10 protein-coding genes and 1 pseudogene are annotated in these 11,273 nt (G+C 40.5%); 9 read left to right on the forward strand and 2 right to left on the reverse strand.

Translation table 11 applies throughout. The features are described 5' to 3' along the window. The 7 genes and pseudogenes from ACZFYI_RS08540 to ACZFYI_RS08570 form a co-directional block, all read left to right on the forward strand. Positions 1-1,105: pseudogene (locus ACZFYI_RS08540) on the forward strand (hemolysin family protein); the annotation flags it as partial. 73 nt (positions 1,106-1,178) lie between these two features. Further along, entirely contained in the window at positions 1,179-3,290 is a 2,112-nt protein-coding gene (locus tag ACZFYI_RS08545; protein WP_462523703.1) for a peptidylprolyl isomerase, read from the forward strand. 105 nt (positions 3,291-3,395) lie between these two features. Further along, complete coding sequence (locus ACZFYI_RS08550; RefSeq protein WP_462523704.1) at positions 3,396-3,662, forward strand: DUF493 domain-containing protein; 267 nt, start codon at positions 3,396-3,398, stop codon at positions 3,660-3,662. Positions 3,663-3,674: 12 nt separating this feature from the next. After that, positions 3,675-3,902 carry a 4a-hydroxytetrahydrobiopterin dehydratase gene (locus tag ACZFYI_RS08555; RefSeq protein WP_462523705.1) on the forward strand — a complete coding sequence of 76 codons (228 nt, stop codon included), beginning with the start codon at positions 3,675-3,677 and terminating at the stop codon, positions 3,900-3,902. 1 nt (position 3,903) lies between these two features. After that, positions 3,904-4,587 carry a 16S rRNA (cytidine(1402)-2'-O)-methyltransferase gene (gene rsmI / locus ACZFYI_RS08560; RefSeq protein WP_462523706.1) on the forward strand — a complete coding sequence of 228 codons (684 nt, stop codon included), beginning with the start codon at positions 3,904-3,906 and terminating at the stop codon, positions 4,585-4,587. A gap of 170 nt (positions 4,588-4,757) precedes the next feature. Next, positions 4,758-5,555 carry an inositol monophosphatase family protein gene (locus ACZFYI_RS08565; RefSeq protein ID WP_462523707.1) on the forward strand — a complete coding sequence of 266 codons (798 nt, stop codon included), beginning with the start codon at positions 4,758-4,760 and terminating at the stop codon, positions 5,553-5,555. Positions 5,556-5,628: 73 nt separating this feature from the next. Next, on the forward strand, positions 5,629-8,613 hold the full coding sequence (locus ACZFYI_RS08570) for an AsmA-like C-terminal region-containing protein (RefSeq protein ID WP_462523708.1): 2,985 nt from the start codon (positions 5,629-5,631) through the stop codon (positions 8,611-8,613). A gap of 294 nt (positions 8,614-8,907) precedes the next feature. On the opposite strand, the gene ACZFYI_RS08575 is transcribed toward ACZFYI_RS08570, so the two are convergent. Continuing rightward, positions 8,908-9,816, reverse strand: coding sequence for an AEC family transporter (locus ACZFYI_RS08575; RefSeq protein ID WP_462523709.1), 909 nt, complete (start codon positions 9,814-9,816; stop codon positions 8,908-8,910). Positions 9,817-9,958: 142 nt separating this feature from the next. Here ACZFYI_RS08575 and ACZFYI_RS08580 point away from each other — a divergent pair, with 142 nt between their 5' ends. Next, positions 9,959-10,189 (forward strand): hypothetical protein, encoded by a 231-nt coding sequence (locus ACZFYI_RS08580; RefSeq protein WP_462523710.1) that lies wholly within the window; start codon positions 9,959-9,961, stop codon positions 10,187-10,189. Here the strand turns inward: ACZFYI_RS08580 and ACZFYI_RS08585 are convergent. Beyond that, the gene (locus tag ACZFYI_RS08585) at positions 10,186-10,560 is read right to left on the reverse strand and encodes a UDP-glucuronosyltransferase (protein ID WP_462523711.1); all 375 of its coding nucleotides are present in this window, start codon (positions 10,558-10,560) and stop codon (positions 10,186-10,188) included. The two genes, ACZFYI_RS08580 and ACZFYI_RS08585, sit on opposite strands and share 4 nt — an antisense overlap. 146 nt (positions 10,561-10,706) lie before the next feature. Here ACZFYI_RS08585 and ACZFYI_RS08590 point away from each other — a divergent pair, with 146 nt between their 5' ends. Then, positions 10,707-11,069: a hypothetical protein gene (locus ACZFYI_RS08590; RefSeq protein ID WP_462523712.1), complete on the forward strand. Its 363-nt coding sequence runs from the start codon at positions 10,707-10,709 to the stop codon at positions 11,067-11,069. Positions 11,070-11,273 lie beyond the last annotated feature (204 nt).

The following is an 11,273-nucleotide window of genomic DNA, read 5'->3' on the forward strand; positions in this document are numbered from 1 at the left end:
GAAATACCATCGCGCTGGTCTTCTATGGTATTTTTATGGCCTATTTGCTCGAGGCTTGGATTGAATCCTGGCTTGAATCCTTTTTAAAGGAAATTTTAACAATCAGGCTTATGTGGTCATTATCCAGACTGTACTGTCCACCATCATCGTGTTGATCACGGGAGAATTTTTGCCTAAGAGTATTTTTATGCTCAATCCGAATAGTTTGCTAACGTTCTTTTCCCTTCCCTTCCAGCTCATTTACTTTTTGATGTATCCCTTGGTATGGTTGATAGTAGGTATGTCAAGGTTTTTCATCACCAAAGTACTGAGGCTGGACTACAATGAGGACAAGCCGGTATTTAAAGTAACAGACTTAAACAGTTTTATCAAAAATAGCCTTCATCATAGTGGGCAGGATGTGAAAGTTGATCTGGATGCGAAGATTTTTGACAATGCCATAGAATTCAAAACCATCCGTGTACGTGAATGTATGGTTCCCCGCACGGATATCGTGGCTGTGGACATAGACGATACTATGGATGAGCTCAAGCAGGTTTTTGCGGAAAGTGGTCATTCAAAAATCATTGTTTACAATGAATCAATCGATGATGTGATCGGGTATTGTCATCAGTTGGAGATGTTCAAAAAACCCAAAAAGATTTCCGATATCCTGACACCGATCATCATCGTTCCAGAATCTGCTTTGGCTAATGAGCTTTTGATACAATTCATCAAAGATAGAAAAAGCCTTGCGTTGGTAGTAGATGAATTTGGCGGAACAAGCGGGATTGTCAGTATGGAGGATATCATTGAAGAAATCTTCGGTGAGATCCAGGATGAATATGATCAGGATGACTTGATCGAGCAAAAACTCTCCGATCACGAGTATTTATTGAGCGCGAGACATGAAATAGATTATTTGAATGAAAAATATGGTTGGAATCTTCCTTATGGTGATTTTGAAACTTTGGCAGGATTTATTCTCTCCTTGAGAGAGGATATTCCCCAAAAAGGTGAGTCCATTACCTTTGAATCATATACTTTTATCATAGTTTCAAAACTAGACCATAGAATAGAAACCGTTAAAGTTAAGATACATTTCGGGTCAGAATCCAATAAGTAATTTATTGGCAGTGATATTATTTTGAATTTACATGTAGATTGAATTATTTTGCGGCACTTCAAAAAATAGGAGAATGGCTTTAATTAAAAAAATCAGACAAAGAACAGGTCTTGCAATCGGTGTTATAGCAGTTGGATTGATATTTTTCCTCGTTGGAGGGGATCTATTGGGCCCTAATTCTACCCTTTTGGGTAGTAGCGCAAACAATGTGGGAGAGATTGCAGGAGAAGACGTTTCCTATGAGGAATACATCCGAAAGATCGAAGAGATCAAAATTTCTTTCCAACAAAATACAGGAAGAACTCCTTCCGAAAATGAGATGAGCACTTTGCGCGAGCAGGCCTGGCAGGCTTTGATCGTAGACAAAGTATTTGCCGAGCAATATGAGGCCTTGGGTCTGACTATCTCCGATGCTGAATTGGTAGATATGGTGCAGGGCAAAAACATCATCGCAGAGTTGAGGCAACAGTTGACCAATCCGGCAACCGGTGAATTTGACAGGTCGCAGCTGATCAGCTTTTTGCAATCTCTTGAAACTGCGGGCCCTGAGCAACTGGCTTTTTGGGAGCAGCAGGAAAAGCTTTTTGCCAAAGGCAGATTAAGAATCAAGTATGACAACTTGCTTTCAACTTCTGAGTATGCAAATTCAAAAGAAGGAAAATTGGAGCACAGGATGGCAAACAGCATCGCCGATGTTGATCATCTCTTCATCCCTTTCTATGCAATATCTGACTCTACGGTGGAGGTTTCTGACAGCGAATTGAAAGCTTACATTTCCAAATACCCAGAAAAATTCAAAGTGAAGAATGCAGCTGATTTGGAATATGTGAGTTTTGACCTGATCCCAAGTGCAGAAGATTCTGCTGCGGTAATTACTGAGATGAAAAGACTGACTGAGGAACTCAGAGCTTCTGACTCAGATTCTGCTTTTGCGATTCGTAATTCTGACGGTCAGACACCATTTGCTGTAATTTTACCGGGGGAAGAACTTCCAAACACACTTACTTCCAACGTCGACGATATCCAGGTAGGTGAGACTTATGGTCCATTTTTGACAAACAGGTCTTCTTACATTACCCATAAAATCACTGCGAAATTTGAGGGAACTCCTAGAATGAGAGCAGCCCATATTTTGTTTGGGGCGCAGGACATGTCAGATGATGCCAAAGCAGAAGTCAGACAAAATGCAGAGAACGTATTGAAGGAAATTCAAAATGGCCTTGACTTTGCCACTGCCGCTGCCCAATACGGACAGGACGGTACTGCACAAAGAGGAGGTGACTTAGGATGGTTTGCCAAAGCGGATTTCGTGGAAGATTTTGCCAATGTCTCATTTGCTGTAAAATCAACAGGTTTGATCAATAGATTGGTAGAAACTGAATATGGTTACCATATCATTTCTGTTACAGAATTGCCAAAAGCGACTTCTTATAAGATTGCTTCCATTGAATTGGAATTGGGTCCGAGCGATGTGACTAGAAATGATGTGTTCCGAAAAGCAGATTCTTTTGCAGCATCTGCAGGTAATGCCGCTGAGTTTACGGGCAATGCAGAGAAAGATGGATACAGAATCATTCAGGCAAATAATGTAGATGCTTTTGCAAGAACTTTAAACAACCTTCAAAACGCAAGAGAAGTTGTCAGATGGGCATTCAATGATGCTTCAGAAGGAGCTGTCTCTCCGGTGTTTGAATTGGACAATACCTACATCGTAGCCAATCTTAAAAAGAAATATGAAGAAGGTACTGCTACCTTGGACCAAGTAAAACAACAAGTTTTGGTTCAGGTTAGAAATGATAAAAAAGCTGATATCATTAAAGGAAAGCTTGAAGGAAAATCTTCCTTGGAAGAGATGCAAGCTGTATTTCCAAATGAAGCTTCCTTTGCCAAGTCACCTGACTTGAGAATGAACGCATCGGTTCTACCGGGTGTGGGATATGCTCCCAAGGCGATCGGTGCTGCTTTTGGATTGAAAAATTCAGGTGATATCAGCATGCCTATTCATGAAGACGTGGGAATCATTGTTATCAAACTGAATAACATTACTCCTGCTGCCGATATTGCAAGCTATAATTCATACCAGAGTCAGTTGACTTTGAATGCTTCTCAAAGAACAGCTTACATGATCATGATGGCACTTGAAGACCTTGCAGATGTGAAAGATTACAGATATAAATTTTTCTGATCAATAGATCAGAGATTTTAGAACCCGTGGGACTTCCTACGGGTTTTTTTGTGCACAAAGATTTTATTTTTATTCTATCGTGTTTATCCCGTAAATTCGTAAAAGATGAAACACACATTTGACAGGCAGGCTTTCAAAGACAAATTGGAGGCACAGACTATCTTCCCCACATTATATATGTTCAAATTCATTGTCCCCAATGGAAGCGAAACCCTAGTGGCTGCATTATTGCCTAATAATAAAATGACTTTAAAACATTCTTCCAAAGGGAAGTATGTTTCAGCAACCATCAAAGCCATGATGCCCAATAGCGATTCTATTTTAGATATTTATGAAAAGGCTTCGAAGATCGAAGGCGTGATTTCACTATAAAAAAATTTGATTATGTGGACCGAAAAAAATAACAGTTTGACAAAAACATTCAAGTTCAAAGATTTTCAGGAAGCTTTTGCTTTCATGACAAGAGTAGCTTTCCTAGCTGAAGCACAGAATCACCATCCCAACTGGAGTAATGTCTACAATACTGTCGTCATTGAACTCAATACACATGATGCAGGAGATATTGTTACTGAAAAAGACCACAAACTCGCCAAAGCCATAGATCAGATTTAATATGTCGGAAGAGAAGACGATTAACCTGTTTCTGGTTCCCACCCCCATCGGAAATTTAAAAGATATTACCCTTAGGGCGATAGAAGTATTGAATGCCGTTGATGTGATCTTGGCAGAAGATACGCGTACCACGGGAAAATTATTGAAATACCTTGAAATCAAAAGGCCGCTTCAGAGCTACCATATTTTCAATGAGCATAAAACCGTAGAAAAATTAGTCGACAGGATGCGACGGGGTGAAGTTTTGGCTTTGGTCAGTGATGCCGGTACCCCTGGAATTTCAGACCCGGGATTCCTTCTTGTAAGGGCCGCTAAGGACGCAGGACTTGAAGTCAACTGTCTTCCGGGCGCTACGGCTTTCGTGCCGGCATTGGTCAATTCAGGGCTTCCCAACGACAGGTTTACCTTTGAGGGATTTCTTCCACACAAAAAAGGAAGGAAAACGAGGATAGAGTCATTGTTGGAAGAATCCAGGACCATGATTTTCTATGAATCTCCTCACAGGTTGATGAAGACCTTGGAACAGTTTGCTGAGGCTTTCGGTCCGGATAGAATGGCGAGTGTATCAAGGGAACTTACAAAGATCTATGAGGAAAATGTGAGGGGCACCCTTCAGGAACTTGTGGAATATTATAAAGAACATCCCATCAAGGGAGAGATTGTGCTAGTAGTACAAGGGAAATAAAAAACTGATTCAATCCCAAAAGTTGAATGAAGAGGTCTTCCAATTCCCAACTTTTGTCCCGATGGATTTGATTCAGGACTTTTAGCATTCCATCTGCTTGGTTTTTCATACCTTGCAACATTTTAACTATCAATTTCAAATTCTTACCATACCAAAACTTTCTCGCAACTATGATTGACCTTTTGCCGATACTGGAACAAACAGAAAAAGTTGCCCGGGAGGCCGGCGCATTTATCCGAAAAGAAAGAAAATCCTTTGACCTCAAAAATGTCGAAACCAAAGGACTGAACGACCTCGTTTCTTACGTTGACAAAGAAGCAGAAAAAATGATTGTCGACAGACTCAGTCTGATATTGCCGGAGGCGGATTTTATTACCGAAGAAGGAACAGGCGAAACCAACGGGAAAGAGTACACATGGATCATCGATCCGCTCGATGGGACAACGAATTTTATCCATGGTCTTCCTATTTTTTCAGTCAGCATCGGTCTCAGGTATAGAAAAGAAATTGTACTTGGCGTAGTATATGAAGTGAATTTCGACGAATGCTTCTATGCTTCCAAGGGAAATGGCGCATTTTGTAATGGTGAGCGGATCTGCGTCAGCCCTGCAAAAACTTTGGGAGAAAGTTTAATAGGTACAGGATTCCCATATAGTGCTTTTGGTCAGATTGATAACTACTTGGGTGTTTTGAGACTTTTGATGGAAAAATGCCATGGCTTGAGGCGAATGGGAAGTGCGGCCGTGGACTTGTGTTATGTAGCTTGCGGAAGGCAGGATGGTTTCTTCGAATATGACCTCAAACCTTATGACGTGGCTGCCGGGATTATTATCATTCAGGAAGCAGGAGGCCGCGTTTCGGATTTTGAGATGGGCGATGATTTCCTTTTTGGTAGAAAAATTGTGGCTACCAATGGACTCATCCACGACGAACTTGGTCAGGATATCCAAAAAATGTGGAATAAATAGCCAAATAGATACCTGGCAAAAGAATCCAAAACTTCAATCCTACGTTATTTAAATACCCTTAATCCATCCAAATATGAAAAAGTCATTGCTTATAATACTCGGTATTTTCATTTTTTTATTGGTTTCTCTCATTGCATTACCTTTTATTTTTAAAGGAAAAATAATTGAAAGGATAGACAAAGAAATTGCTGCCTCCGTCAATGCAAAAGTTTATTATGACATCAATAAAATCAGCCTAAGTGTTTTCAAGAGATTTCCTCATATTTCTGCCACTGTGGAGCAGTTTGGAATTGTTGGGAATGAACCTTTTCAAAAAGATACTCTGGTCCACATGGACAAGTTTCAGATAGATTTTAACCTGAAGTCAGTGGTGTTTGGAGACACGCCGTCACTCACAGGCATCCATTTAGATGGAGGAAGATTATATGTGAAGGTTCTGGAAGACGGCACAGCCAATTATGACATCACTTTCCCTTCAGAAGAAGATTCAGTTCCTGAAAGTAACTTCCAAATTGCTGTTGATTTGATTCAGGTGAATGACTTCGACTTGATCTATGACGACAGGTCTCTTCAATATTTCATGGCATTGGGAAAAATCAATCTCGAGGGAAGCGGGGATTTTACAGCAGATGTGTACGACTTGCCGATAAATATGAACGCAGTGATCGCAGACATTGCCTATGAGGGGACGCATTACCTGAATAACAAGCAGTTTAAAGGAGAGACTACAATGAACATTGACATGGCAAATATGAAGTTTGCTTTTGGCGAGGGGGAATTTGCACTCAATGACTTTTTGTTTGGTCTCACAGGATTCATCGCAATGCCTGCTGATGATATTGAAATTGACCTTGCTTTTGTAGGAAAAGACAATACTTTCAAAAGTATTCTTTCCCTTGTACCGGGTATTTACACGGAAAGTTTTTCAGATTTGAAAACTTCCGGAACTATGGATTTCAATGGTTTTATGAAGGGGATTTATAATGAAACCAGCTTTCCAGCTTTTAACATATCTCTCAAAGTAGCCGATGGGATGTTCCAATATCCTGATCTTCCACGGCCTGTCAGCAATGTCAATATTGACATGCAGGTAAAGAATGAAACAAATAATCTGGACAATACTTCTGTTAATATCCCGGCTTTCAACCTTGATTTTGGAAGCAACCCGATTTCCGGAAAGTTCTTTTTGGCAAATCTGATCAGCTACGAAATGGACGGTACCCTGAAAGGAAAGCTGAATCTGGAGGAATTGACCTCTATTTTCCCCATTGAAGGGATGACCTTGAAAGGATTGTTGGATGTCAATGCCCAAGCAAAAGGAAAATATGATTCTGTCGCTCAAGTGATTCCAAATGTTGATGCCAAGTTAGTACTCAGCAACGGGTACATCAAAAGTACGGAATATCCTGCACCGATTGACAAGTTGAATATCACAGCAGGAATACAAAACAATACCGGTAAGATGAATGACTTTACCGTCGACTTGAGTCAGTTTGGTTTTGTTTTGGAACAGGAGGCAATCAATGGTAGGCTGAAAATCAATGATTTTTCTTTGCTCAATTGGGATGGTGCAGTAAATGGGACCGTTGATCTGGGTAAGATTTTAGCCATTTTTCCGATGGAAGGCATGAACATGGAAGGAAAAATCCAAGCGGATATCGAGACCAAGGGTTCGTATAAAGATGTGGAAGAAGGAAGATATAACAAATTAGATACGAGGGGTAATATAGGTGTAAGCCAATTTTCCTTTACTTCCACAGACCTTCCGCAAGGCATCAAAATCACTCAGGCAAAGGCCGATTTTTCCCCTGACCGGATTACATTAAGTCAATTTGATTCTCAGGTTGGTGAAAGTCCACTTCAGGCGACCGGGTTCCTTTCCAATTATCTGAATTATTTCCTGAAGGAAGACGAGACCTTGAAAGGGCAGCTGAGTCTGACATCGAGCAAGTTCAATGTCAATGAATGGATGACAGAATCTACCACATCCGACACAGCCGCCTTGACAGTTATTGAATTGCCGAAAAATATCGATTTCTCCATGGCGGTAGCTGCGGGAGAGGTATTGTACGATAACCTTACTTTGAAAGAAGTAAAGGGAAATATGATTCTCAGAGATGGGATTCTCAGTTTTTCAGACGCATCCATGCGGACTTTGGGCGGACAGATGACCCTGAGTGGCTCGTATGATCCTACGGATTTGGCAGAACCTAAATTCGATTTCAGTCTGAACCTTGCCAACCTGAGCATCATGCAGGCATTCCAATCCTTCAATACGGTCAAGGCATTTGCCCCGATTGCGCAGCACCTCGCCGGAAATTTCAATTCCACATTGGCTTTCTCGGGTAAACTAGGACAGGATATGATGCCAATTCTTTCTTCATTGGATGGGAAAGGGTTATTGAAAGTGGCAGAAGCAGCGTTCAAAGACAGTCCGATCATCCAAGGTGTGACGAGTCTTACCAAGCTGAATGACACCAATACACTTCAGCTTAAAAACATCTCCATTCCTATAGAAATCAATAACGGTGTCCTAGATGTCAAGCCTTTTGATGTCAAGCTTTGGGACTATCAGGCCAATATCCAGGGAAGCACCGGATTTGATGGAACGATCAATTACTTGGTCAACATGCAGGTTCCTGCAGGAAAATTCGGAGCCCAAGCAAATACACTGCTGGCGGCTATTTCCGGAAATGAAGTCAACGAATCAACGATCATACCTGTGGCAATCAGCCTTGGAGGAACTTACAATGCGCCTAAAGTTGGTTTGGCAGGTGGAAACAGTATTGAAACCCTACTTGCTAATTCGCTAAAATCAAGAGTGAGCAATGAAAAAGAAATTATCCAACAGGAAGTAACCCAGCAGTTTAAAGCAGCAGAAGACAGTTTGAAAAAAGAACTGAAACTCAAAGCTGATATGGTGCAGGACAGTGTCAAAAAGGAGGCTGATAAAAAAATTGAGGAAACAAAAGAAAAAGCTGTGGATGAAGCCAAGAAAGTCCTTAAGGGATTATTGAAGCCAAAACCTGCCAAGCCTGATACGACAAAGGTGAATTGATGAGGGAGAGGTTGATTGGTTAATGGTTAATTGATTAAAGGTTATTTGGTTAACTCTACTTAGTCAACTTGGGAAAGGATTTAAAATTTAATTATCTATTCAATAATCCTACTGATTGAAGCAAAGTAATACTTGGTATTGTAGGATATATGTTACTGTCCCTTTAGGGACAATATATTGGTAGTAAAAGTTTGATTTTAGTGGATTTCCGTGCCTTTAGGTACGGAATATATGTTGTAGCCACCTCTAGAGAGAGGTAATTCCGAAACTTGTTTGTAATTTTTTAATCGTTGGTTAGAAGGTCACAACAAAATACCAGATTCCCAAAGTAAAAAAGGAAAGCGGGATCCCAATTCCAACGAGCAGGGACGCAAGCTTTGGTTCGAGGTTGTGTGTGATGGCAATGATGGATCCTGTGATCATAGGTGCCATGGCAGCTTCCAAAACCGATACTTGCAAAATCAAACCTTCCAATTGGAATATATTTTTGAACAACAAAAGAATAACAAGCGGAATCAGGAAAAGTTTGTAGGCGAGTCCATACCAAAGGAACTTTGACTTGAATGAAGCAAGATCCACTTTGAGTTGTAACCCCACAGAGGTCAAGGCGGCAGGAGTCAGAGTAGCCGCAATTATCCCAAGAACCTTTTCAAGTCCATCTCCTACCTTAATCCCATAAAAATTTAAGCCAAAAGCAATCACGAAAAACAGGAAAGGAGGGAAAGTGAGGATTTTTCTTGTAATGTCTCTTTTCCTTTTTTTGCCTATGCTGTAGATGGAGGCGACGATGACCGCCACGCTGCTGACGATGATAAATGAACCGGCCTGATCTATCAACAAGGCTATTTTCACACCTTCTTCCCCATATAGTGCCTGAATGATGGGGATTCCTACAAAGGAGGTATTGGCCAAACCTGCGGTAATGACTAGGCAGCCGGTCACAGAATTCCCCCATTGGTATCTTTTGCCTAGCAATCCAAAGATCAGCCATGACAGTCCAAAACCTATCCATGCAGCAGCAACCGGCAACAACAATTCAGGACTCAGGTCGATTTTGGGGAGGTATCTCAAAGCCAAAGCAGGAAGCACTATATAGATCAGGTAGTTATTCAGGTATTTGGAAGTATTGGCAGGAACGATTTTGAACCGCTGCAAAAAAATGCCCAACAATAAAAAAACAACAATGAGGATGATGTTTACCATGCACTATGGGGTCAAAGCTTTTTACCGGATTGAATATGGAAGATCAAAATAAAGAGTAAAATCTAAAGTTAACACAATCGTAATTTATTATTAACCACTTCATGGATGGTTTCCTTTTCATTTGTAAGAAAATAATAAAGCTATGATTAAATTGATACCCTTGGTAGTCGAAGGAAAAAGAATCGTCCAACTCTCCCAATTGACCATCGATCAGGCCAATGACCTGAGGAGTTGGCTGCCTTCCAACAGCATCAAGAAAGTGAATTTTCAGGGAATGGAAATCAATGACTGTATCTCATTTGAGACCTATGATTATTGGTTCAAGACCAACCATTCACTTACAAGGGCCTATGAGTCTATTTTGGATTTTTAATCCAAGCCAAAACCCTTCCTTTTTTCAGAAAAATAATTTTTTAAATCAGGATAATATTTGCTCTCAACTTCTGGGATACCCAAAAGTGTCAGTCCCATATTCCCCTGTGCACTCTCCCAATCTGTTTCCATCGTCTCTATCATGAAGATGACCTCTTGGGTGGATAAGGGTTCAAAGCTTTTTGAAGGACTCAGGATGATGTCATTGCCATAAAAGTCCACTGCTTCGTAGTAAATCATTCCTTCCAACATATTTGCGTAAATGCTGATCATCTCACCCCATTGACTTTCGGGAAAGTCCAATCGGATCAAAAGTACTGAAGTAAGCTCAGCTTCAAAATAGGTTTCGGGTCTGTATCTGAAATCAACCATATTATAAAACTACTGAAATTATGTCAATAGGATGTTTTTTCGACCATTCTAAAAATAAGATCTGACTCAGAATAAAATTATGAATGGTAATTTTTGATTAACATTGTTACCTATATTTGCGTTATCTGTTTGGTTTATTGTAAAAAGTGAAAAAATTCCGAAACATAGTCCCATTCTTAAGTCATTTCAGCTTGGCACTGATGCTCAGCATTTTGGCCAATGGGGTATTGTTTTTTCACTCCCATGAATTGAATGGGAAAATCATCACTCACGCCCACCCGATATTAACGCTAGAGCAGGAATCCCTTCCTGACCATGGTCACACCGAGCAGGAGCTGATTATTTTGGATCTCATCGCCCATGCAGATTATATTGTTTACCAGTTTGAGATCCCTATTCCCGAATTTGTCTCATTCGATCAAAATTTAGAGGTAAGCTTTTCCTCGATAGAATTTTTTACCCAAGTTGTACTTGGATTTGATCATCGGGGGCCCCCTGTTTTTGCTTGATTTTTATTTCTCGAAAGGTTGAATTTTCCCTTTCCAACATCCCTTTTAATTATTTCAAATTACAAGCAATTTAAGCAATGCGACTATTATTCGTTATTGCCTTTACCCTGATTTCTGTTGGGGTGCTGGCAGCACAAGACCTTTCCATCACAGGCCGTGTCCTGGATAAAAATACCAATTCTCCTTTGCCGGGTGTTTCTGTTT

This window comes from Aquiflexum sp., assembly GCF_977115555.1.

Excerpts from the sequence above, each read along its gene's own strand:
- ACZFYI_RS08545 (WP_462523703.1), top strand. The coding sequence starts at position 1,179 with ATGGCTTTAATTAAAAAAATCAGACAAAGAACAGGTCTTGCAATCGGT.
- ACZFYI_RS08550 (WP_462523704.1), top strand. The coding sequence starts at position 3,396 with ATGAAACACACATTTGACAGGCAGGCTTTCAAAGACAAATTGGAGGCA.
- ACZFYI_RS08555 (WP_462523705.1), top strand. The coding sequence starts at position 3,675 with ATGTGGACCGAAAAAAATAACAGTTTGACAAAAACATTCAAGTTCAAA.
- rsmI (WP_462523706.1), top strand. The coding sequence starts at position 3,904 with ATGTCGGAAGAGAAGACGATTAACCTGTTTCTGGTTCCCACCCCCATC.
- ACZFYI_RS08565 (WP_462523707.1), top strand. The coding sequence starts at position 4,758 with ATGATTGACCTTTTGCCGATACTGGAACAAACAGAAAAAGTTGCCCGG.
- ACZFYI_RS08570 (WP_462523708.1), top strand. The coding sequence starts at position 5,629 with ATGAAAAAGTCATTGCTTATAATACTCGGTATTTTCATTTTTTTATTG.
- ACZFYI_RS08575 (WP_462523709.1), bottom strand. The coding sequence starts at position 9,816 with ATGGTAAACATCATCCTCATTGTTGTTTTTTTATTGTTGGGCATTTTT.
- ACZFYI_RS08580 (WP_462523710.1), top strand. The coding sequence starts at position 9,959 with ATGATTAAATTGATACCCTTGGTAGTCGAAGGAAAAAGAATCGTCCAA.
- ACZFYI_RS08585 (WP_462523711.1), bottom strand. The coding sequence starts at position 10,560 with ATGGTTGATTTCAGATACAGACCCGAAACCTATTTTGAAGCTGAGCTT.